The sequence below is a fragment of the Vibrio sp. 10N.261.51.C6 genome (genome assembly GCF_041471785.1).
Classification (GTDB): Bacteria; Pseudomonadota; Gammaproteobacteria; order Enterobacterales; family Vibrionaceae; genus Vibrio; species Vibrio crassostreae_C.
The window spans coordinates 143,551-167,310 of the sequence record NZ_JBFRPB010000019.1; the positions used below are offsets into that span (position 1 = coordinate 143,551).

The 23,760-nt window shown below is 44.3% G+C and carries 20 protein-coding genes and 1 pseudogene; 11 read left to right on the top strand and 10 right to left on the bottom strand.

The genetic code is table 11. The annotated features are described in order from the left end of the window. Window positions 1–101: 101 nt before the first annotated feature. A complete protein-coding gene (gene yjjG / locus AB4375_RS04965) occupies window positions 102–776 on the bottom strand; it encodes a pyrimidine 5'-nucleotidase (RefSeq protein WP_004740299.1) in 675 nt (224 codons plus the stop codon). 214 nt (window positions 777–990) lie between these two features. On the opposite strand from yjjG, the gene AB4375_RS04970 reads away from it, so the two are divergent. From AB4375_RS04970 to AB4375_RS04980, 3 genes and pseudogenes are all read left to right on the top strand, one after another. Then, window positions 991–1,167, top strand: coding sequence for a hypothetical protein (locus tag AB4375_RS04970; protein ID WP_372051128.1), 177 nt, complete (start codon window positions 991–993; stop codon window positions 1,165–1,167). 237 nt (window positions 1,168–1,404) lie between these two features. Then, entirely contained in the window at window positions 1,405–2,553 is a 1,149-nt protein-coding gene (gene yiaY, locus AB4375_RS04975; protein WP_017069430.1) for an L-threonine dehydrogenase, read from the top strand. Between the two features lie 195 nt (window positions 2,554–2,748). Beyond that, window positions 2,749–3,672, top strand: a pseudogene (locus AB4375_RS04980) (hypothetical protein). A 104-nt stretch (window positions 3,673–3,776) separates the two neighbouring features. Here the strand turns inward: AB4375_RS04980 and AB4375_RS04985 are convergent. Beyond that, window positions 3,777–4,211 carry a YccF domain-containing protein gene (locus AB4375_RS04985; RefSeq protein ID WP_004730224.1) on the bottom strand — a complete coding sequence of 145 codons (435 nt, stop codon included), beginning with the start codon at window positions 4,209–4,211 and terminating at the stop codon, window positions 3,777–3,779. Between the two features lie 247 nt (window positions 4,212–4,458). On the opposite strand from AB4375_RS04985, the gene AB4375_RS04990 reads away from it, so the two are divergent. Next, complete coding sequence (locus tag AB4375_RS04990) at window positions 4,459–4,584, top strand: hypothetical protein (RefSeq protein WP_017060906.1); 126 nt, start codon at window positions 4,459–4,461, stop codon at window positions 4,582–4,584. Window positions 4,585–4,686: 102 nt separating this feature from the next. Here the strand turns inward: AB4375_RS04990 and AB4375_RS04995 are convergent, their stop codons facing one another. Then, window positions 4,687–5,763: a low specificity L-threonine aldolase gene (locus tag AB4375_RS04995; RefSeq protein WP_017069428.1), complete on the bottom strand. Its 1,077-nt coding sequence runs from the start codon at window positions 5,761–5,763 to the stop codon at window positions 4,687–4,689. A gap of 303 nt (window positions 5,764–6,066) precedes the next feature. Here AB4375_RS04995 and AB4375_RS05000 point away from each other — a divergent pair, with 303 nt between their 5' ends. From AB4375_RS05000 to AB4375_RS05010, 3 genes are all read left to right on the top strand, one after another. Further along, entirely contained in the window at window positions 6,067–6,684 is a 618-nt protein-coding gene (locus tag AB4375_RS05000) for an NAD(P)H-dependent oxidoreductase (protein ID WP_372051129.1), read from the top strand. Beyond that, window positions 6,684–8,609 (top strand): monovalent cation:proton antiporter-2 (CPA2) family protein, encoded by a 1,926-nt coding sequence (locus tag AB4375_RS05005; RefSeq protein WP_372051130.1) that lies wholly within the window; start codon window positions 6,684–6,686, stop codon window positions 8,607–8,609. The genes AB4375_RS05000 and AB4375_RS05005 overlap by 1 nt, the downstream gene beginning before the upstream one ends. A 540-nt stretch (window positions 8,610–9,149) precedes the next feature. After that, a complete protein-coding gene (locus tag AB4375_RS05010) occupies window positions 9,150–10,376 on the top strand; it encodes a DUF819 domain-containing protein (RefSeq protein WP_372051131.1) in 1,227 nt (408 codons plus the stop codon). Between the two features lie 128 nt (window positions 10,377–10,504). Here AB4375_RS05010 and tdh read toward each other — a convergent pair whose 3' ends face one another. Then, window positions 10,505–11,536: an L-threonine 3-dehydrogenase gene (gene tdh, locus AB4375_RS05015; protein ID WP_017059546.1), complete on the bottom strand. Its 1,032-nt coding sequence runs from the start codon at window positions 11,534–11,536 to the stop codon at window positions 10,505–10,507. A gap of 110 nt (window positions 11,537–11,646) precedes the next feature. Then, entirely contained in the window at window positions 11,647–12,840 is a 1,194-nt protein-coding gene (locus tag AB4375_RS05020) for a glycine C-acetyltransferase (protein ID WP_372051132.1), read from the bottom strand. A gap of 455 nt (window positions 12,841–13,295) precedes the next feature. Between AB4375_RS05020 and AB4375_RS05025 the strand changes: the two genes are divergently transcribed. Together AB4375_RS05025 and AB4375_RS05030 are read left to right on the top strand one after the other, a co-directional pair. Then, complete coding sequence (locus AB4375_RS05025) at window positions 13,296–14,228, top strand: LysR family transcriptional regulator (protein ID WP_065584581.1); 933 nt, start codon at window positions 13,296–13,298, stop codon at window positions 14,226–14,228. Beyond that, window positions 14,228–14,611: a VOC family protein gene (locus tag AB4375_RS05030; RefSeq protein ID WP_017069423.1), complete on the top strand. Its 384-nt coding sequence runs from the start codon at window positions 14,228–14,230 to the stop codon at window positions 14,609–14,611. The genes AB4375_RS05025 and AB4375_RS05030 overlap by 1 nt, the downstream gene beginning before the upstream one ends. Window positions 14,612–14,722: 111 nt before the next feature. Here AB4375_RS05030 and AB4375_RS05035 read toward each other — a convergent pair whose 3' ends face one another. The 4 genes from AB4375_RS05035 to AB4375_RS05050 all read right to left on the bottom strand — a co-directional run bounded on the left by AB4375_RS05035 (window position 14,723) and on the right by AB4375_RS05050 (window position 18,309). Beyond that, window positions 14,723–16,258: a PepSY-associated TM helix domain-containing protein gene (locus tag AB4375_RS05035; RefSeq protein WP_372051133.1), complete on the bottom strand. Its 1,536-nt coding sequence runs from the start codon at window positions 16,256–16,258 to the stop codon at window positions 14,723–14,725. A 111-nt stretch (window positions 16,259–16,369) separates the two neighbouring features. Beyond that, window positions 16,370–16,720 carry a hypothetical protein gene (locus tag AB4375_RS05040; protein ID WP_017064798.1) on the bottom strand — a complete coding sequence of 117 codons (351 nt, stop codon included), beginning with the start codon at window positions 16,718–16,720 and terminating at the stop codon, window positions 16,370–16,372. Window positions 16,721–17,022: 302 nt separating this feature from the next. Then, window positions 17,023–17,418: a cytochrome b562 gene (locus AB4375_RS05045; protein ID WP_017059534.1), complete on the bottom strand. Its 396-nt coding sequence runs from the start codon at window positions 17,416–17,418 to the stop codon at window positions 17,023–17,025. A gap of 144 nt (window positions 17,419–17,562) precedes the next feature. Next, the gene (locus tag AB4375_RS05050; RefSeq protein ID WP_017059533.1) at window positions 17,563–18,309 is read right to left on the bottom strand and encodes a phosphatase; all 747 of its coding nucleotides are present in this window, start codon (window positions 18,307–18,309) and stop codon (window positions 17,563–17,565) included. Between the two features lie 321 nt (window positions 18,310–18,630). On the opposite strand from AB4375_RS05050, the gene AB4375_RS05055 reads away from it, so the two are divergent. Then, window positions 18,631–21,654 carry an HD domain-containing phosphohydrolase gene (locus AB4375_RS05055; protein WP_372051134.1) on the top strand — a complete coding sequence of 1,008 codons (3,024 nt, stop codon included), beginning with the start codon at window positions 18,631–18,633 and terminating at the stop codon, window positions 21,652–21,654. A gap of 42 nt (window positions 21,655–21,696) precedes the next feature. On the opposite strand, the gene AB4375_RS05060 is transcribed toward AB4375_RS05055, so the two are convergent. After that, the gene (locus AB4375_RS05060) at window positions 21,697–22,716 is read right to left on the bottom strand and encodes a DMT family transporter (protein WP_372051135.1); all 1,020 of its coding nucleotides are present in this window, start codon (window positions 22,714–22,716) and stop codon (window positions 21,697–21,699) included. Between the two features lie 91 nt (window positions 22,717–22,807). Here AB4375_RS05060 and AB4375_RS05065 point away from each other — a divergent pair, with 91 nt between their 5' ends. Further along, complete coding sequence (locus AB4375_RS05065) at window positions 22,808–23,755, top strand: LysR substrate-binding domain-containing protein (protein WP_017069420.1); 948 nt, start codon at window positions 22,808–22,810, stop codon at window positions 23,753–23,755. Window positions 23,756–23,760 lie beyond the last annotated feature (5 nt).

The following is a 23,760-nucleotide window of genomic DNA, read 5'->3' on the forward strand; positions in this document are numbered from 1 at the left end:
TACCACTATCGAAAAGTGAAACCTGTAGAAATTAAGTAGCCGAGAACAGAATTGTACTCGGCTACTAGTGACCAACGAATAAAGCTAAAGTTGGTTAGCCGTTACGCTAGCAGAAGTGCTTGCAGCTCAGCCAAAGACTTCACTTGATAATGAGGGTTAATACCTTCTGGCGTCGCCTTTTCTTGACTGTTTAACCAACAGGTCTCGATACCAAAGTCTAAGCCACCTAAAATATCAGAGTGTGGGTTATCACCCACCATCAAAATGCGCTGCTTTGCTGGCAGGCCAACCAGCTTGTGTGCATGTTCAAAGATCTCAGCATCTGGCTTAGCAACACCGACTTCTTCAGAAATGATCACGTGTTCGAAGTAATCAGTCATGCCAGTGCGCTCTAAACGGATCGATTGCAGCTCAGTGAAGCCATTGGTAATAATGCCCATGTTCACTTTGCCTTGTAACGATTCCATTAGCTCTTTTGCACCTGGTAGCAAAGAACAGATGTCCGCCATTGCTGTTAGAAATGCGCTGTTTAATTCTGCAGTCGTCGTTTCTAACTTTTCAGCCCAGCTTTCGAAGCGTGTGTGCTTCAGTTGATCAGCCGTAATTCGGCCATCTTGATAGTCTACCCATAGTGGTAGGTTAACTTCTTGATAAACTGAATAATCCTGCTCGCTAAAATCCACACCAAAACGTGAGAACATTAGCTTCATTCCTTGAAAAGCGTCAAAGTGGAACAAGGTTTCATCCGCATCAAAGAATATCCAATCGTACTTCATTATCTGTCCTATTATTCGCGCTATCGAGCCGTATTTATATTTTGTTCTTTCCTAACCTCACGGTTAAGTGAGCATTCTACTACCATTTTTGTGAGCCTGAATATAGTTCTAAGAATTTATAGAAAACAAGCAGCAAGTCATGATGTATCGCAAATTTTGCCACATATTAAACCAATACCATAAAGGAAATACATGAACTGTACCGGGAGGTACTATGAAACACTTCTTACCATCATCCGTCATGCTCACCCCATTCCTGGTCAAATACTACGATGAAGAGCCACTAGAGGCGTCAGATTCGCCGGAGCAACCAGAAACTCAGATTGAGTGCTGTGCTGATTCTGTTCAAGAGCTAACAACAGAAGAACGCGAACCTTCACTGTCTGAATAACCTTATTTTTCATGGTTATAGAGCTACATACTGGCCATAATTCTATCAATCATTCGCTATCCATAACTGACAATATACACATCAGAAAACCATAAAAACGATTGCTATATGAGCCCTATCACAACCAATAACTAGAAAGTGGTAGTTCGGAATCAAAGTTGTTCCAGATCAATGGTCGACCACTTGAATGCCGACAACATGTAGGAAATTAAAAATCATAATTAACGGAGTTTTCCAATGTCTACTGCATTTTACATCCCTACAATCAACTTCATGGGTACTGGCTGTCTGAAGGATGCTGCTGATAGTATTCAGTCTCAAGGCTTTAAAAAAGGTCTGATCGTAACTGATAAGATCTTGAATCAAATTGGTGTAGTTAAGCAGGTACAAGACCTTCTTAGCCAGCGAGGCGTAGACGCAGTTGTATTCGATGGCACTCAACCAAACCCAACCATCACGAACGTTAACGATGGTCTTGAATTGCTGACTGACAACGATTGTGATTTCGTTGTTTCTCTAGGTGGCGGTTCTCCACACGACTGTGCAAAAGGCATTGCTCTGGTTGCTTCTAACGGCGGCAAGATTGCAGACTACGAAGGTGTCGATCAATCTGAAAAGCCAATGATGCCTCTTATCGCTATCAACACGACTGCGGGCACCGCTTCAGAAATGACACGTTTCTGCATCATCACTGATGAAGAGCGCCACATTAAGATGGCTATCGTTGATAAGCACACAACACCGCTTATTTCAGTAAACGATCCTGAACTAATGCTTGCTAAGCCTGCATCACTGACTGCTGCAACAGGTATGGATGCGCTAACACACGCAATCGAAGCTTACGTTTCTATCGCAGCGACACCAATTACAGACGCTGTAGCGATTAAAGCCATTGAACTTGTACAAGCTCACCTAAGAACGGCAGTAGCGCACGGCGAAGACATTGAAGCACGTGAACAAATGGCTTACGCACAGTTCATGGCGGGTATGGCGTTCAACAACGCGTCACTAGGTTATGTTCATGCGATGGCGCATCAGCTAGGCGGCTTCTACGATCTTCCACACGGTGTGTGTAATGCTATCTTGCTACCACACGTTCAACGCTACAACGCGCAAGTTTGTCCTGAGCGTCTACGTGATGTTGCAAAAGCAATGGGCGTTAACGTTGAAGGTATGTCACCAGAGCAAGGTGCAGAAGCTGCGATCGAAGCAATTGTTCAACTAGCAAATGACGTGAACATCCCAACAGGTATCGCGCAACTTGGTGCGAAGCTAGAAGATATCCCTACTCTGTCTGACAACGCACTGAAAGACGCATGTGGTTTTACTAATCCTAAACAAGCGACCCACGAAGAAATCTCTGCGATTTTCGAAGCGGCAATGTAATCTGCCATTAAGTCACTTATAAACTTATCGACAAACGGGCTCACCTACTGAGCCCGTTTTCTTTACCTGCCATATGTTATTCAAGTCTCTGTTTTGAATAGCCACTGATTAAGATAAATCTCTTTAAAAGTCGCATTGTCATAACTGCTTAGTTATAGTCAAACTATTGATACATAGAATGACAAACAGGTTCCATTGAGTCGTTGGATAGTTAACTCCTCATTATTAGCATCGCTCGTTTCCCACTCTGCCTTCGCGGAGGAACAGGATGAGTGTCACAGCCAACCGTTAGAAGACACGCGCGTCGAAAAAGCTTACCACTACCTAAACAGCAAGTTTTGTCAGCCCGCAATATGGTTCGATAACTTCTTTGTGGATGACCGTATTACCGAGGACGCCAGAGCCGGAACCTCTGTACGTTGGTATAATGATTTCATCTATTCTGAGGGCGGTGACGTGGATTATTCCACCAAGCTCAACGCACGCCTGCATTTACCCTTTGTCAGCAAAAGGCTTAAGCTAATCTACGAGTCTGTTGGCGATGAAGAATTCTTAGACTTCTTCCCACAAGATTCTGAAGAGTTAGAAAATGCACTTGGCCTTCGTTATGACGCCTATGCCAAGGGTTACAGTAGTTTCAATATCAAAGCGACATTACGCCCAAGAATAGAGGCTCGCTATCGTTTTACCTACCCGCTCACCACAGATGCAGTATTCCGGCTAACCCAACGTGTGTATCAAGAGAAGAAAGAGACGGGAGAGATCACTGATATCGATTTTGACCTCTCTTTGAGTGACGATTTCTTAGCGCGTTGGTCTAACTTTGCTGGCTATAACGATGACCTCAAAGGCTGGGAGTATGGTACGGGCATTACCTTGTACCATTACCTTTCTCAAGACCAAGCTCTGTAATACAGCGCCACGATAACCGCGACCAGCGAACCGTATAACCACAACGAATATTCGCAAGTGTCTGTAACGTATAGAGAAAATGTATGGAAGGAATGGCTGTTTTACGAGGTCACCCCGCGTTACCAGTGGGAACGAGAGCCTTACGAGAAACACACGGAAGAAGCCAACATCACCCTTAGGCTTGAAGTCTTGTTCAACAATGTCTAGTGAGTGTTTGTGAGATTGGGGCATCGTTAGATAGAAAACGAGGCACAAAAAAGCACATCATGTGATGTGCTTTTTCAGTTCTATATAAGGCTTAAACTGTAGTCTTAACCCTTGTAGTTTCTTACTCGCGCCGCTTCTGCTTCACGTTTATCGACAACCGTCTTACCGATTGGCGCCAGCGAGATAACCGCTAATTTAAGGTGCTGAATCGCGAACGGAATACCGATGATGGTAATGAAACACGCCACAGCTGACATGATGTGACCAATCGCTAGCCAGATACCCGCAAATAAGAACCAAATCACGTTACCAATCACGCCTAGCGGGCTCGTGCCGATGTCCATTTCATTGGTTAGCTCGTCACGCGAAATCGCTTCCTGACCAAATGGGAAGAATGAGAAGTTACCCATAACGAAACACGCTCTACCCCATGGAATACCAACGATGGTTAGGAATGCGAGCAGTCCGAAGAACCACCAAGCTAGTCCCATAAATACGCCACCGAACAGAAACCAAATGATGTTTCCTATTGTTTTCATTCTGTATTCTCCAAATCTTTGAATGCTATTTATTTAATATGCCGAGTAAGGCAATGATTGTTGTAATAGGTTCATTATTGTTGAACCTTTATGAACCGTTTATGAATCACTTACATTTTATGTGATTGATATACACCACGGTTCTCTAAATCTACATAGGGCTAAACCCATTTATTTGATACCATACACTTAGATTTTTAGTACCAAAAAGCTAAACAGACTCAACAACGAATTTAAGGCCGAATTTATGAATAACACTGAGCAACCTAAAAAGAAAATGAAAAACTGGGTGCCAATCGTCTTCTTCGGACTTCTCAGCACTGTTCCAGTGTTCATGTTCTTAGTTGATGTGTACATCAACCAGTATATGTAACAGAGCCGGACATCCTAGCTATATAAATGGATATAAGAACCCTTTCCTGTATCCATTTCAGTTCCAATTAGATCAGTTCTTCTTCAGCCAGCTCTTCGTTAATCAAATCAGCTCTTCGCTAATAAAATCTAGAATGTCTATCAGCTCATGATCAGGCAAATTTAGTAGGTTATCCCCTACATACCATTCAATCTTACATTGGTTTGGCAACTCACTGATCGCTGGGTTTCCTATCCAAATCTTGTGTTTCTTCGCTATGTTATCTCTCACAATAATGCCGTCTTCATAGCTCACAGGTAAATATAGGTGAAGCATGTTGACCTGCGGTTGCTGCGGATTAACAGTGAACTGAGGATAGTCTAATAAGATTTGGTAGATCTGTTTTGTTCGCTCAAACAGTGATGGCATCAACTCTAATCGCTCATCAAACTGCATTGCTGCTGAAACCACATAAGGCGTTCGGTGATAAACATTGCCACCTTGGCGCTTCATCCACGCAGATGCTTTCGCTACAAAGGCTTTATCGCCCAACAATAACGAACCACCAAGGCCATTGAGACCTTTGTACAGCGAAACATAAGCACTATCGAAGCCCTGAGCAATCTCGCTGTATGACTTTTGGTAATAGGCGCCGCATTCCCACAAACGCGCACCATCCATATGAAGGTGAATTGATTGTTCTTTGCAGTACTGCTTGATCGCTTCAAGCTCATCCCATTCTGGTAATTGGCCGCCGATTTCACGCATGGGTAATTCATATAGAGCGGCTGCAATCTCATCAGGCCACGCCTTTAAGTCATCAACATTCCAAGTGCGAAATACGTTGCCAACGGGAAGTACGTTGAATCGGTTTTGGAGCTGATACCCTTGGCGTTCATGACGCATAATATGACTCGATTCATGCATCGCCACTACTGGGTTTCTTTTCTCTTGGCACGCAATTTCTAATGCTGTTGGTTGATTCATGGTGCCAGTAATCACAAATACAGCCGCTTCATAACCTAGCAGTTCCGCGACTTTGTTTTCGAAGCTCTCGATAAACTCACCATCGCCGTAGCTATCATGGCTCACATTGTGTGTCTCACACCATTCAGCCATCTGAGCGAATGTTTGTGCTGGAGTCGGTTCTAGGTGACCGGAAAGCAACAAATCACATTGTTGACGCACGTCCATGCTCATAGTTTTTCCTTTATTCATTATCGTTCTATGTAGGGTTATTGGATTATTTACGTTACCCACCAACGGTGACATAAAATGCCCATATTCGCATTTACTATTCGTGAATAATTAGTTTTACTCAGTCATCGGCGGCTTGTGCCAGAAATACTCAAATTGACGGATGTTTTATATAATTAAGTACCTAAAAACACACGCATCTAGATAGATAAATATGGGCTAATTCGTTGTTGTTCAACCATTCTTCTATTATTGTATATCTATAATTCCAATAAATATTATTCGTTAATGGACAAAGAGGGCTATATGTCGAAAAATCGAGTCTTGGTGCTATTCGCTCACCCTTCTCAACATCGTTCTGAAGCAAACAAACCCTTATTTGAACAAGCCAAACGCGTTGACGGTGTTACCTGTGTCGATCTCTATGCCGAGTATCCGACATTTAAAATCAACATCGACCGTGAACAGAAACGCCTGTTAGACCATGACATCATCATTTTTCAGTTCCCTTTGTATTGGTACTCAACACCGGCAATTCTTAAAGAGTGGCAAGACCTTGTTCTTGAATACGGCTTCGCCTACGGCGCCGAAGGCAATGAACTACAGGGTAAGAAATTGTTATGTAGCATTACTGCAGGAGGTAAAAAAGATGCCTACCAAAGTGATGGTTACAACCATTTCACGATTCGAGAACTGCTTCACCCAATCGAACAAACCGCTTCTCTGTGCGGGATGAACTATCTCTCGCCCTTTGCGTTATTTGGCTCGCGTACCGCTTTGGAAGAAAACCGCATTCAACAACATGTCGATAGCTATAAAGTGCTGTTAGAGGCGTTAGTTGCTGGCAAGATCAATATCAAGAAAGCCAGCAAAGCAGAAAAACTCAACCACTACGTAGAAGAACTAATGGCAGAGGTTAAATAATGACGGGATATTTTCTACAAGCATTTATCTACTTAGTCGCAGCAGTTATTGCCGTGCCTATTGCCAAAAGACTTGGCCTTGGTTCTGTATTGGGTTACCTCATTGCTGGTGTTGTGATTGGCCCAATCATTGGTCTGGTAGGTGAAGAGACCAAAACGATCCAACACTTTGCCGAGTTCGGTGTGGTTATGATGCTGTTCTTAGTCGGCCTTGAGCTTGAACCTAAGATGCTTTGGGCAATGAGGAACCGATTGATGGGGCTGGGTGGCCTGCAAGTTGGTGGTACTACCGCGATTGTAATGGGTATTGCTCTGTTCTTTGGACAGCCTTGGACGATCGCACTGACTATCGGTTTGATCTTCGCACTGTCATCTACCGCGATTGTACTCCAAACCTTTAACGAAAAAGGGCTATCCAAAACAGAAGGCGGAAAGAACGCTTTCTCAGTCCTACTGTTCCAAGATATTGCCGTCATTCCTATGTTGGCATTTATCCCTCTATTAGCCTTGCCAGAATTAATTGAAGCTGCACAAAGCGCGGTTGCTTCGGCTTCTGATCACCATGAAGAGTTAAGCCTCGTCGCTGTCCTACCCGGTTGGGCTTATGGCCTTGTGATCACAGCATCTATTGCGATTGTTGTGGTCGGCGGACACTTCTTGAGTCGTCCATTGTTCCGCTTCGTGGCAAGCTCAGGCCTGCGTGAAATCTTTACTGCAACCGCACTGATGTTGGTGATTGGCATTGCTGCACTGATGAGCCTAGTCGGCCTATCTCCGGCTTTGGGTACCTTCCTTGCGGGTGTGGTTTTAGCGAACAGTGAATTCCGCCACGAACTTGAGTCCAATATCGACCCGTTTAAAGGGCTGCTACTTGGCTTGTTCTTCATCACCGTAGGTGCAGGCATTAACTTTGATGTTCTATTCAACGACTTTGGTTTGATCATTGGCCTCACCCTTGGCGTTATGCTTCTTAAAGCCTTGGTGCTATTTACGTTGGCATTGATATTCAAAATCAAAAACAGTGACCGTTGGCTGTTTACACTGAGCTTGGCGCAAGCCGGTGAGTTTGGTTTTGTACTACTAAGCTTCTCAGCTCAAAACCACGTATTACCTGCTGACATCGTCCAAACATTGTCGCTGGTTGTGGCACTTTCAATGTTCCTAACACCAGGGCTGTTCATTCTATTTGATAAAGTGATTCTTCCTCGTTACGAACAAAAATCTAACGACCGCGAAGAAGATACCATAGAAGAGAAAGGCACCGTAATCATTGCGGGCATTGGCCGATTCGGTCAGATTGTTAACCGCTTATTGGTATCGAATGATGTCAATACTGTGGTTTTGGATCATCAAGCTAATCAAGTCGACTTGCTACGTTCAATCAACATCAAATCTTACTTTGGTGATGCGACTCGTCATGATTTATTACATACCGCTGGTATCGAAGAAGCCGCAATGTTGGTTGTGGCTATCGACAACCAAGACTCAAGTGTTGAATTGGTCAAATACGTTAAACACAACTACCCTAAAGTGAAAATCTTAGCGCGTGCATTCGACCGTGGTCATAGTTATCGCCTAAGAGAAGCAGGTGCAGACTTCGTGGAATCAGAGACCTACCATTCTGCTCTTGAAATGGGTGCAGAAGCCTTGCGTTCTTTGGGTCATCACCCATTCTTCGTTGAACAACAGAAATCGACGTATCAACGTGTTGAAAGCCGTAAGTCTGAAAAGCTATACCAAGCTTGGTCTGAAGCGGAAGAGAACCCGCGCTACGACAACAACTACCGACAAATCTTCATTCACCTTGAAGAAGCAATGAAAGAAGATATGAAAAAAGACCGTTCAGACAAGCACTCTCGTTCTGAACGTGGTTGGACACCTCCACCGAAAGGTTATGCAGATGGCTTTGAGGAAGAAGAGTCTTAAGCAGAATCTAGACTACAGCTCTAGATAACCATGCTATTCAAGCATCAAAAGCGGCTATTTAAGCCGCTTTTTCTTTCATTTAACCCCGACAAAACCTCAAATGAGCATAAGTATCAGGTGCTGACACTCGTAATCCGAGAGATTTGTGTGATCTAGCTAAGATTTTTAATTTCTGACCACATAGCAAAAGTGGATTCAATTTTTACATTATTTAAACATTCCACCCCTGCATAAACCACACCATAAACATGGCTATATATGCACTCATTCCTACCATTCAAGCACCCACCCAATTCTTAGCGACCACTCTCTAAGGCTTGAATTACATTGCATATATCGAAATACGCCGCAAAAGCCCTAACAGATTTATTCACCAATCAAATAATTAACGCACGACATTCACAAATTCAAACCATCAAAATTAACACAAACATTTCAAAGTATGTCTAGCGTTACAATTTGTAACGAATGGCGGTTGTCGGTATAGTCCTGCAATTCAAAAAGTGAGACCTCTGCGCTCACCTTAAAGGAGATATAATAATGATTACTAATGATGCTGTAATAATGGGCATGTTAGCTGTTATTCTTGGCGGTGTATTTATCACGGAAAGTAGCCAAAATAGCGCACTGAAAAAATTCTACTCGTTCGTTCCGGGTCTATTGCTCTGTTACTTTGTTCCTTCTCTATTGAACAGCCTAGGCATCATCGACGCATCAAACTCAAAGCTGTACTTTGTTGCAAGTCGTTACCTATTACCAAGCGCACTCGTTCTTCTGATCATCTCAGCTGATCTACGCAAAATCTTCGGCCTTGGCTCAAAAGCCGTCATCATGTTCCTAACGGGTACGGTTGGCATCATCATTGGTGGCCCTTTAGCGATTCTGATTATTGACCAAATCAACCCTGACCTTGTATCTGGTGACGTATGGCGTGGCCTAACAACCGTTGCAGGTTCTTGGATTGGCGGCGGTGCAAACCAAGCAGCAATGAAAGAAGTGTTCGAGGTTGATGACCAACTCTTCTCTGCAATGATTACGGTTGATGTTATCTGTGCGAACATTTGGATGGCCGTGTTACTTATCATGGCAGGTCGTCAGAAGAAGATTGATGCATGGTTAAAAGCGGATACTTCATCTATTGAAGAGCTAAAAGAGACAGTTTCTAAATACCAAGAAGAGAACGCTCGCCCAACAACCACAACCGATCTCATGAAGATCACGGCAATTGCCTTTGGTTTAACAGGGTTGGCTCACTTATTCAGTGACATGATTGCACCATGGATCTCAACCAACGCGCCACAGCTTGCGAAATACAGCCTAACATCTGGCTTCTTCTGGCTGATCGTAATGGTAACAACGTTCGCGCTGATCGCTTCATGCTTTAAATCAACGCGCAGCCTTGAGCACAGCGGCGCGTCTAAAGTAGGTTCAGCGTTCATCTACATCCTAGTTGCAACTATCGGTATGCAAATGGATGTGACAGCTATCTTTGACAACCCTGGTTACTTCTTCATTGGTATTACATGGTTAACTATCCATGCCCTTCTGATGATTGTAATGGCGAAGCTAATTCGTGCACCATTGTTCTTCATGGCTGTAGGTAGCCAAGCTAACGTAGGTGGCGCAGCATCGGCACCTATCGTCGCGGCTGCATTCCACCCAGCATTGGCACCAGTAGGTATCCTAATGGCGGTATTGGGTTACGCTCTCGGTACATACGGCGCTTACATATGTGGCCTCATCATGCAGGCTGCTGCATTGGGTTAACAACTCATTGCTGTAAAAAATGGGCAACTGAACCTTGATCATATCGCCCATTTTCTTGAGTTCCGAGATGTAAAAAAGGCGACAGTAAAAACTGTCGCCTTTCTAATATCTTGTTACTCAGCTAAAGCTTATTCCCAATCAAGAATTACTTTACCTGACATACCAGAGCGCATCATGTCGAAGCCTTTCTGGAAGTCGTCCACTTTGTAGTGGTGAGTAATGATTGGTGTTAGATCTAGGCCTGATTGGATTAGTGAAGCCATCTTGTACCAAGTTTCGAACATCTCACGACCGTAGATACCTTTGATAACCAAGCCTTTAAAGATGACTTGGTTCCAGTCTACTGCCATGTCTGATGGTGGAATACCTAGTAGAGAGATCTTACCGCCGTGGTTCATGTTAGTCAGCATGCTGTTGAACGCAGATGGGTTACCAGACATTTCTAGGCCTACATCGAAGCCTTCAGTCATGCCAAGATCAGACATTACGTCTTCAAGCTTCTCTTCCATCACGTTTACTGCGCGAGTCACACCCATTTTCTTAGCAAGATCTAGGCGGTACTCGTTTACATCAGTGATTACAACGTGACGAGCACCAACGTGCTTAGCAACAGCTGCAGCCATGATACCGATTGGGCCAGCACCAGTAATTAGCACGTCTTCGCCAACTAGGTCGAAAGAAAGTGCTGTGTGTACTGCGTTACCAAACGGGTCAAAGATTGAAGCTAGATCGTCAGAGATTTCTGCAGGGATCTTAAATGCGTTGAACGCAGGGATCACAAGGAACTCAGAGAACGCACCAGTGCGGTTAACACCAACACCTGTTGTGTTACGACAAAGGTGAGTACGGCCGCCACGACAGTTACGACAGTGACCACATGTGATGTGACCTTCGCCAGATACACGGTCGCCGATTTCAAAACCACGAACTTCTTGGCCAATGCCAACAACTTCACCCACGTATTCGTGACCTACTACCATAGGTACTGGGATTGTGTTTTGTGACCACTCATCCCAGTTGTAGATATGTACGTCAGTACCACAAATTGCGGTTTTCTTAATACGAATAAGAAGATCATTATGACCCATTTCAGGTTTTTCAACCTCGGTCATCCAAATGCCTTCTTCAGGCTTTAGCTTAGAAAGTGCTTTAATTTTCATAATGTTACCTAGTTCATCTCGCCTAACTGTAAGGCGAGAATCAAAAATCTATATGTTCTACTGGGTGTTGTTCTATCTAATTAAAGGATGCTCGTGGCACCCCTTCAAAATTAGATGATACCCATGTCTTTACCAACTTGGATGAACGCATCGATTGCGCGGTCTAGTTGCTCACGAGAGTGTGCAGCAGACATTTGCGTACGGATACGAGCTTGACCTTTTGGTACTACAGGGAAAGAGAAACCTACAACGTAGATGCCTTTCTCTAGTGCGCGCTCAGCGAACTCAGCCGCTACTTTTGCATCACCAAGCATGATTGGGATGATTGCGTGGTCTGCACCGCCCATAGTGAAGCCAGCTTCTTCCATGCGAGTACGGAAGTGAGCAGAGTTTTCCCATAGTTGAGTACGTAGGTCGCCAGATTCCGCAAGAAGATCTAGAACGCGGATAGACGCAGATACGATTGCAGGAGCAACAGAGTTAGAGAATAGGTATGGACGAGAACGCTGACGTAGCCAGTCGATCACTTCTTTCTTACCAGAAGTGTAACCGCCTGAAGCGCCACCCATTGCTTTACCAAGAGTACCAGTGATGATATCGATACGGTCTACAACGTTGTGGAACTCGTGAGTACCCGCTCCGTTTTCGCCCATGAAGCCCACTGCGTGAGAGTCATCAACCATTACTAGTGCATCGTACTTGTCTGCAAGGTCACAGATAGCAGGAAGGTTAGCCACTACGCCGTCCATTGAGAACACACCGTCAGTTACGATTAGTGTGTGACGAGCGCCAGCTTCTTTAGCAGCGATAAGTTGCTGCTCTAGCTCTTCCATGTTGTTGTTCGAGTAACGGAAACGCATTGCTTTACACAGACGAACGCCATCGATGATAGATGCGTGGTTTAGTGCGTCAGAGATGATTGCGTCTTCTTTACCTAGAATTGTTTCGAACAAACCAGCGTTTGCATCAAAACAAGATGTGTAAAGGATAGTGTCTTCTTTACCTAGGAACGTAGAAAGCTTTTGCTCTAGTTCTTTGTGAGAATCTTGAGTACCACAAATGAAACGTACTGAAGCCATACCAAAACCGTGCTGATCCATACCATCTTTAGCTGCTTCGATAAGAGCTGGGTGGTTAGCAAGACCTAAGTAGTTGTTTGCACAGAAGTTTAGTACTTCTTCACCAGTCGAGATAGAAACCGCTGCTTTTTGTGCAGAAGTAATAATGCGCTCAGACTTGTAAAGACCTTCTTCTTTAACTTCTTCGATTTGAGTTTGAACCTGTTGGTAAAATGCAGAAGACATTGTCTCATTCCTTCCTAGTTATAATTTAGCAGCATCGCGCGCCGCTTTATGTAGGGATGTAAACGATCTCAACACGATCATTTACACTGTAAAACTTATGCCTATATTCTAGTTGAACATCCCCGTTCCGATTATCCCTTTAGTTGGAAAAACATTAATGAATCACAGGCACTAATAATAGTTCATCCCAGTGACATAGGGCACATTAACGCCCTTCACCTGCTTTTTTAAACGCCAAATTAGCTATAATTTCCGTCTAATTTCGCTTTCATATCAAATCTCAATTTTTCATCTCAGAATGCGCAGCAGCAACGCCGCTATACAGATGAGCTTCAAACACAACAACCTATCAGAGCAATCACGTCAATCAATTAATGAAATTGATTCACAAATCAAAGTAAATCGCTCACAATGACCATTAAGTTCATCGTTGAAACTAGCTTAACTGGATACTTATGATTAACCCAAAACTCATCGCCCTGCTTCCGGATCTCGCCTCGTTCATTTTGGTGGTTAACGAAGGTAGTTTTACGGCTGCAGCAAAACAGTTAGGCGTGACACCATCAGCCTTGAGTAAGCTCATCACCCGCTTGGAAAAAGCGCTATCGGTGAAACTGTTTGAGCGTACCACTCGTACCCTTATCATTACGCAAGCGGGTCAATTGGTTTATGATCAGAGTGTGGTGATGATCAACGCAGCGCAACAAGCCGTTGAACTGTCTACCTCCGACCATACCGAACCTGCAGGCTCGATAACGGTAGCGGCGCCTGAAGCCTTCTTGAATTCGGTATTGCAGCCTTTCGTTGTTCCATTCTTAAATCAGTATCCAGAAATCCAACTTAAATTGAGAGCGGCTGACGGCGACATCGATATTTTACGTCAAGGCATCGACATTGCTTTCCGCCTGACTGATAAGCCCGACGAAAGCTTAGTATTGAAAGAGTTAGGAAAAACAAACCTCGTGTTGTGTGCAAGCCCTGACTATTTAGATGCCAAGGGGATTCCTCACCACCCTACCGAGCTGTCTGAACACGACTGTTTGTATCTTGCAGAGACAGACAAAGATCACATTTGGGATTTTCTTAAAGATGATGAATTTCACACGGTACCCGTCAGTGGGCGTTACGCAGTTAACCATTCGCAAATGCGACTAAAAGGTGTGAAAGAAGGTCTAGGTGTAGGTATTTTCCATGACTTCGTGATTCAAGATGCGTTGGCTGAAGGCTCCGTGGTACAAGTGTTGGAAGATTGGACCATCAAGAGTAACTACCATGGTGCTATCGCGATGCAATTTGCTCAAACCAAGTATATGCCCGCACGACTGCGTGTATTCATTGATTACGCCATGAAGCACTTAGGTGACAAGTTGGCAGGAGAAATAAACTGATGCTGAAAGGAATACACCACGCGGCCATAATCTGTTCAAACTACGACGCGTCGAAACACTTTTACACTGAGATTTTGAAACTTGAGATAATTGCCGAAAACTATCGTGAGGCTCGCCAGTCGTACAAACTTGATTTAGCGCTACCTAATGGTGCTCAAATAGAACTATTCAGCTTCCCTAACGCGCCAGAAAGGCCTAGCTTTCCTGAAGCTCAAGGGCTAAGACACTTAGCTTTTTGTGTTGATGACGTTCAACAAATCAAAAGCTATTTGGAAGAACAAAGAATCGAAGTCGAACAGATCCGAATTGATGAATTTACAGGTAAAGCATTTACTTTTTTTGCCGATCCTGACGGGCTTCCGTTAGAGCTTTATGAAATCTAGAGCTTTATCAAATATAGAGCTGTACAAGTCTAACGTCTTCTTAATAAACAGAGCATGTCATCTGAATAATGAAACTGACCTCCTCAAAAAGGAGGTCAGTTTGTATATCAATTAACTCAATGCCGTCTTGAATTTCTCAACGCGTGAAAATAGTAACCAATCCAGCAGCATTGCTGTCACGATCGTCGCTCCCGCCAGTGGAAACAGTACTGAAATAACTATCACGATCACTAAACCTGTCTTCCAAAGCCCTGCATCGCCAAACTTCGGTGGCGTGCCAAGCTTTCTTTGACCTGAAGGTCTACGTATCCACCACATCACACCGCCAGTCACGGACACAACAATGAACGCCAAACAAAACAAAGCATTTAGAAGCTTGTTAATGATGCTGATGTCACCTTGATGCAATGAAATACCTACCGCTAACGTTTTGGCAATGAAGTTATAATCTTGCCATGTCACCTCACCCAGAATACGACCTGAGTATTGGTCGAGGTGCGTAGTACGGTCCTGCGTTGGATCAATGATGTCACCGCCCATAGTGTTGGCTGTGACCGTGTAAACACCTGTTTCTGAACGCGGGAAATTCACCTTGTATTGAGTGAAACCAAGTGAGTGCGCTTTTTGGATAACATCATCAATCCCGAAACTGCTTGCTGACATCACATGTTGAGAGTGGTCTTCGCCCATCTTAGAGTGATCATGAGGTTCAGATGCCTCTTCCACGTGATGTACATGTTCTGCAGGCTTATCTTGAGACAACGGCAGCGGTGTTTGTTCTAGATTCCATGGAAGTTCTTCCTCTGAGCCATGGTTAAGCGATGTGTGCGTCTTATCAGACAGCGGAATATCGTCCCACATTTGAGCAGGGAAAGTGATCCATGCTTGAACAAGCTTACCGCCCCAAAAACCTGTCCATGCCAATCCAGACAGAATAAACAACAACAGAACGAGCGATAACACACCTCCAATGTTCGCATGCAGATCACGCATTAAAATACGCGTTCCTAAACCAAATCGAAGCTTAAGAAAACCAGCGCGGCTCGCGTTATCTCTAGGTAACCATAAGTAAATACCACTGATGAGCAACAGAATAGACAAGCTTATTGCGACTTCAATTAGATAATCACCCCAATCACCAATCAACAAAGTGCCGTGAATGTCATTCGCGAGTTGGTACAGGCTGTCGCTACGCGGAATCTCTCCGACCACTTCGCCCGTATATTGATTTACCGTGGCGAAGACCGATGTGCCGTCTACAAGTGCTACCGAAAAGCGGTTAGCCAGATCAGGAGCTTTGCTCGGAACAAACTGGGTAACCGAACCTTGTGGGTATTGAAGTTGTACTGCAGCTAACTGTTGTGACACTTTAATCGGCTCGCCCGATGCAACAATCTCTAGGGCTTCGTGGTGGAAAGTCAATTCGATTTCATCATCAAACAGCATCACCAAACCTGTAATGCTCAGCATTAACATAAACGGGATAACAAATAGCCCAGCATAGAAGTGCCAGCGCCATGTGAGGAAATAGAGGGTTTTATTGCGGTCTTTGCTTTTTATATTGGTTTCCGAACCGGTTGTTGCACTGCTTTTAGACTGCGAAGTTGCTTGTGCTTTCGCAGGGGTTTGAGATTCATTTCTCAACATTATAATTTCCTTTGACACACGCAAACATACCTTCTGAAAAATCAGAAAGTAATCTGAGCATGTTTAACTTTACTTAATACTTTATTTTTTAATTATTTTAATGGGTTAGGTTTAAGCAATAACAAAGGGAGGGCCGCGCGGGGCTTGCCTCGTGTAGCGTTCGCTTAGAGCCAAAAAAGCGTAGCTGTCGGAGACAATAGAACTCAGTCGAGTTGTCAGTAGTGTAGTGGGAAGTTCATCTTGGTGAAACGTGGAAAAATGGCTAAACGGACACGGCTTTCCTTTATGAGTATTAGGTTCGCCTTCTTCGATTTGAACCAATTCAAAGCCATTGACCGTACATAACGACGCCCATACTCCCGCACTATTACCATGAGCATTGATAACAGGCATTAATGTCACTAGCGCCCAGCTTAATGCTGTTGCAAGTAACATGAAGAAGTTGAACGAGGTTCGGCGCATTATTCCAAGTCTTTATAAATTTCCCTTATTATGAGGGACTTGGAATATAGGTAAACGTAAAGATTAACAGCAAGTTAAAAAATTGAAGCTAACGCACACTCTTTTTCGTTAAATACTGGTTACAACACTAAAACTAAGAAAGTAATACTCATCTCTTTGCAGCAGGCTTTCGATAAAAGAGACAATAAAAAACGCCGCCTTACACCTTCCTCGAAAGAGGGTAATGTAAGGCGGCGTTTTAGAAATCGAATCTTGAGGTTTGCTCTTTGTTACCTATCTAGCAAACGTTCATGATTAACGAATTAACCGAAGATCTTGCTCCAGATGCTTGGGTTACGCTTCTCATGGTACTCTTCACGAAGGCCATCAATAGTACGAAGTTCTTGCTGTGCCGACGCTAAGTCACCTTGATCTAGCTTCTGCTCAATGCTATCCAGTGATGCACTGATCTTTTTGAAGCCTTCCATGAAGTTGTCTTCTTTCTCGACTGGGTAAACACCCGTTTTCAGCTCTGCCACTAGCGTATCTAAACGAACGATAGGCTTTTGCATCTCTTCAATGCTTTGAGCTTCTGCCGCTTGTTTGAACGCAAGCTTCATTTCTTGCATGTTTTTCTTAAGGTCTACATTAGCAAATGCGTTGCCAGACAATACTGAAGCAGCGATTAAGCCAGATAAAAGGATTGAGCGAGTTTTCATTGTTTCTCCAAGTGAAGCGGTGTCTTTGAAGTTAGAGCCGTCATTACTGTGGCACTTCGACTTTATTATTTTCGGCTAGTGTATACAAAAATCTTTCAGGCACAAAAATTGATTGTGTCGAAATGCAAACCCGCCGACATTCTCTTAAACAAGATCTGAATATTCTGGGATTTCATTACGACCGCGCAAGGCCAAAAAGGCTAGGAACTGCTTTGGCGAATGGGTAATCACTTTACTCGAATCTACGCCCACTTCATCTAACAATGCTGCGACTAAGTCTAAGCCACCGACATCTAAACAGAAATGCGCATCGCTGCCTGTTGTAATAAATGCACCCTTCGCTTTCGCTATTCTTGCAATCTCATAGCAGCGGTCAACACTGCCAACTCGGCTATTGCCTTTGAGTGTGGTGTTGTTGATCTCAATCGCCACGTTGTTCTCAACCGCACATTGAATAACGGCTTCGAAATCGAAATCAAAATTAGGATTGCCTAAGTGACCAAGCGCATCAATTCGACCGCCCTTAATCACATTCAACAATGCTTCTGTATGGGTAGCGACATCCGATGGGCGAAATACTGGCTCATGAAAACTCGCGATCACCCAATCCAAGTTCTTATCCACACTCGGATGAATGTCGATTTCACCCTGTGTGTTCATGATGTTTGACTCAACACCTCGAATAATTGCGACATCTTCAATAAAACGAGGGAGCACACGCTGATTGCTGAAGAACCAATAGTGTGGCGCGCCCGGCATTGATTCTGAATGATCAGTAGTACAAAACATGGCTAAACCATTTTGCTTTGCCGACTTGGCGTTTTCGATCAATGTGCTGTAAGCATGACCACTTGCGTATGTGTGGGTGTGAGTATCTACTTTGAGTTCCATGAATCAATGCCCTCTTCGCTCGGTCAAAATACGTTTTTCAGAAAGTAACTCTGAATCTCTTTCAGGAAAAGAATACTTCAGAAAATGAATGCCTAATGGCAACAATTCGGCCAGTTTATCAGCTGAAAGTGACAATTAGCACCCAAACATAAAGGTTTATTACTGGTTCATTTACACGACACGGGAATACGTGGCTAACCAGAGCCAGCCAGCGCTTGGTCTTATCTAAGTCGAACCGCACACACTCGGTAATTGCGCCAATTTTTTGCAACCTACCCAAGTTCGTCAATACTTAAACCAGCCTACAAACTGGAGTGTTAGATGAGAAGAAGACGATATCCGCTGAGTATCCACATCACTAGCCTTTTCCTAATTTTGACAACACTTGTCGGTGCGGTATTGATTTCGATTAGTTATCGGCACTCCCAAGAGCTGCTGCTAGGCACAGTGCGCGAGATCAGTAATGAGCACCGCGACAAACTGGAATCAGTATTTAAACAAGCCATTGCCCCTGTTATCACAACCTTAAATGTGATGGCGGTGAGCCCGTTTGTTGCTCATCAAGCTTCCGCTGTCGAAAAAGACTCTTGGCTTGCTTCGGTCGATATCATCTTCAAGCAAAACACCAATTTGGTCGCTCTATTTTATGGTTCTGAAGATGGTGACTTCAGAATCTTTCGTCCATTAAGCACCAATAAACAGAGAGCCGAAAACAGCGCGCCCGCTAAAGCGACCATGATGGTCAGCAGCACCAATCTAGACGGTGAAAACTTTATTACCTATCTTGATGGCGCACATCAAGTGATCAGTACTCGACAAGCAGAGAGTAAGTTCAACCCCACAACTCGTCCTTGGTTTCGTAACGCAAAGCCTGATGGCTCAATACAACTCTCTGAGCCCTATCTATTCTATTTCCTGCAAACCAATGGCATTACACTCTCTAGGCGTTCTGCCGATGGCAAGCATGTGGTTGGTGCCGACTTTACGTTGAGTTCCCTCTCTTCTCAGATCAGTGAATTAGCTTATTCTCCGCAAACCCGACTCGCCTTGTTCGATCAACATTTTAATCTTCTCGGTCAGCATCAACTTGAGCTATCAGTACCCAAGCCTGACTCCCAATCTGATGACACAAGTAAAACTGAGCAAACGAACAACCAAACGACGGGGAATCTCTCTGGCAGTGAGCAAGACCAAAGCTTCTTTAATGTGCCCAAACGTGAACAGATGGAAGCATTGAAAGCGTCCGTTATTGCGCCGCTTATCTCTGATGAAGAGAAGTTTAACCTCAATCTAAAAAACGTTGAGTACAACTTAAACACTTGGGCACTAACGCTAACGCCGGTTCAACTGACTCAAAATGTCACCTTACACTTGGCAGAAGCGACGCCACACAATGAGCTGCTCGCTGATCTTATCTCGATGCGAGACAAGCAAGTTGCGGTCGCGATTGGGATGTTGTTCATCTGCTTCGCTATCGTATGGTTTGTTGCTAATCGACTGTCTCAGCCACTCAATACGCTGGTGCAACTCACCGACAACATCGCTCGATTTGACTTCAGGCGTACTCATTATCCCAAAAGCATGATTCAAGAAGTGGCTAACCTTGCCCACTCGATTGAGCTAATGGAACACACGCTTCATGATCTGATTACCCTACTTCGAGACACCGCCGGGAATCAGGAGTTTTCGATCTTAGCCAAGAACATTGCTCATCAAAGCTATTTAATCACCAAAGCAGAAACCATTGTCCTTTTCACTCAGTCCAAAGAGAAAGACGTGTTTGATACGGCAGCTAACCTTGCCATTCTCCCTTTTAAAGCCGACATCAATGACTTCATCAAACACACGCCTTGGTTGCTGTGTCAGCTTAAGTCTGGTGAGACGATCCATTTGAACCGAAAAGACAATGTTCTCAACTATTACCAAGATTCGATCTTCAATTCAGACCTGTACCTATTTCCACTATTAAACCGAGAGAAACTGTTGGTAGGGATTGTGGCAATTGGCTATGAGAGACCAATTACCAAGATGCAGGCAGACAAGCACGCCTTTTTAAGAGAGTTGCTCAGCTTTGCGGAAATAGCGAAAGACAACATCGACCAAATGCAGCAACAAAAAGACATGCTTAATGCCTTTATTGAGCTGATTGCATCGGCGATTGATACCAAGTCACCTTATACGGGCGGGCATTGCCAACGAGTGCCTGAGCTCACCAAATGGCTAACTCAAGCAACCATAGATGATGACCGCTATTACCCGCAATTCTCATTGGACAGTAAACAGTGGGAAGAGTTGATGCTCGCCGCTTGGCTTCATGACTGCGGCAAGGTGACCACGCCTGAATATGTGGTAGATAAGGCAACAAAACTGGAAACCATTTACGACCGAATCCACGAAGTGCGAATGCGTTTTGAGTTGTTGAAACAGCAAGCGGAAACCGATTACTGGAAAGCGATGGCGAACGGTGCACTACAAGAAGAACAACTCAAAATACTCGAACAAAGCCTGTCTGAACTGGATGAGGAGTTTGCCTTCGTTGCTGAGTGTAATCTTGGCGGCGAATCTATGACGGAAGAGCAGCTAGAACGCTTAGATCAAATAGCCAAACGCCAATGGAAACGTACACTGGATGATCAATTGGGTTTGTCTTGGTCTGAAAAAGAGAGATTTAACACCCAAAAAGAGTCGGTTGAGAAAGAGAGAACTGAGCCAACAAGTCAGGAAAAGGGTTTGCCTGTCATGGAGCCTCTGCTTGCAGACAAACCGGAGCATAAAATACCTTGGGACAATGGCTTTAACCCTGCCTATGTATGGCAAGAAGCGTTTGTACTTAAGCCCGGAGAAGTTAAATACAACCAAGGTGAACTGCACAATTTGAAAGTACGCCGTGGTACGCTAAACGATGAAGAACGTTTCATGATCAACGATCATATTATCCAAACCTTCACCATGCTCAACAAGTTGCCTTACCCGCCTTACCTTCAAAACATTCCGGATATCGCCAGCGGACACCACGAACGTATCGACGGTAAGGGATACCCAAGAGGCTTAAACGAAGACCAGTTACCTCTGCCGTCCAGAGCAATGGCAATTGCTGATGTCTTTGAAGCGCTCACCTCTAGTGATCGCCCTTATAAGAAAGGTAAACTCTTAAGCGAATCACTCAACATCATGACCGACATGGCCACCAGCGGTCATATCGATCCCAGGTTGTATCTGCTGTTTTTGGAAAACAAAATCTACGATAAATACGCTGAGCGATTCCTAGAAATGAACCAACGCTGCGAGATTGACCCGCACGAACACATCGACCGAGTAAAAGAATACATACGCTCATTGTTCTAAGTTTTAAATTAACCATTCAGAGGATAAGCCATAACTCAATGGTTAGCTTTTAGCTGCCGAGTCCAATACCGCAACGTCCACTACAGTCGCTACAGCCACTGTGGTGTGCGGTTTTTGTTTGGCTTTCGCCTTGCTGTGTCTTTTTGCCAGCAATGTATTGGTGATGCTCGCCACGACAATCAGGTTAATGCCAATCATCTGCTGTGTAGAAAACACATCATCAAAGAACAAGCCCTGCCAAAGCGCGCTAAACAGCATGTTAGTAAAAATCAGAGGTGCCAACTGGGAGCCACTGTCTGCAAGCTTATACGCCTTGGAACGGAAGATTTGGGTATTGATGGTAAACATTGCAAGACCAAGTGCTCCGAGAACAATCCAACGTAAGTCATCGAAAGACCACAACGCCGATAAGCTACCTGAGTTTTCAACTACATCAGGAACCGCAGACACTGAAGTAAACACAACCATAGGAATCACAATGATTGCCGCAACTAAAAAGGTCCACGCGTTAAGCTCTGCTGGTGTCAGGCTAGTTTTAGACGCTCGGTACAAACTCACTTGCGAGCCAGAATTAAATACCCCCGCGAGAAGTCCAAGCAGAAGCGCAGGTCTAAAGAACTCAGAACCCAACTCAAACTGCGACCAATCCCCCGCCATCATCACTACGCCAACAAAAGTGACAGCTAAACACACGATCGTCGTTGTATGAATCTTGGTTCTAAATATTAACTTTTCTAACAATGGAATAAACAGAGGACCCGTACTGAATAACACAACCCCTTCAACCAGCGTTAAGGTTTGCAGTGAAGTAAGGAAACACCACTGACACGCCACCATAAAGATCGCTCGCATCACCAAAGGTTTCCACATTTCTCGTGTCGGCTTGCTGATTTTGTAAAAAGTCAGAAAAAGAAATAAAAACAGACTGGGTAACAAAAAACGCACAAAACTGAGCAACGAAGTGGGCATCACTTCAGATAGATACTTGGCCATTAAGCCGCTTAAAGACAAACTGAACGTCGACAACAACATGAAAGTCGTCGCCTTGGTAATATCAGACATAATTATCACCTCCTATGACATCTATTTTAGAGGCGTGACGTAATGAAAAATAGCGAGTAATATTAACTATAACTGTAAGGAAAACTTACCAATGAAAAAACTCGTTCCGCTTAAATCCGTTTACGCTTTCATTGCTGTTGCTGAGACTGGCAGCATGACCGACGCCGCGCGGGTATTGTACGTCAGTCACTCTGCGGTAAGCCAAGCGATAAAGTCGTTAGAACAACTGGTCAACAAGCCTTTGTTTCAACGAGTCGGCCGTCGTGTTGTTCTTAATGCCGCAGGTAAGCGTTATTACCGCAAAGTTGCTCCCGCACTTGAGCAAGTGATAGAGGCGACCGAAGAGCTTGCCAGAACACCTAACGATCACCGTATCACTCTCAACATGGTGAACTCACTCGCGATGCACTGGTGGATCCCTCGAGTCCCCGAATTCCAAGCATTTGCTCCCTCACTTGATATCCGTATTTCGACATTAACCGGCCCTTTCGATATCGAACAAGAAGGTGTCGATATTGCCCTCGTACATGGCAAGCCAAACGAATGGGAACAATATTACAGCGAAAAGCTCGGCGACGATGATTTGGTTTTAGTCTGCAGCCCTGCTCTATTGAAAAACCAGACCGGATTAAACGTCCAACAACTCGTCAAGCAAAACCCGACCATTGGCGTTTTTAACCTCAGGCGACAACACGACTGGCAGGTGTGGTGTGATCATTACCAAATACCAATGCCGACGTTCCACAGTAACTTGACGTTCGATGTCTCTATTCAAGCAGTTCAAGCTGCGATTCGTTCATTAGGTGTGTTGGTAACACATCGCTTGTTTGTGAAAGATGACATCAGCCATGGGATGCTAGTGGAGCTGGGTGAACCCGTCGCGAACCCACACCAAGATTTCTATTTTGTTTGCCCAAAAAACAAATTAAAACAAGAAAGTGTGCTAAAACTGAGAACATGGTTGAGGCATGAATTCACACGCTCAGAGACAGCACTGAACGATGACATTCGAGAACAAGACCAAACTATCAATCAATAAGCAAG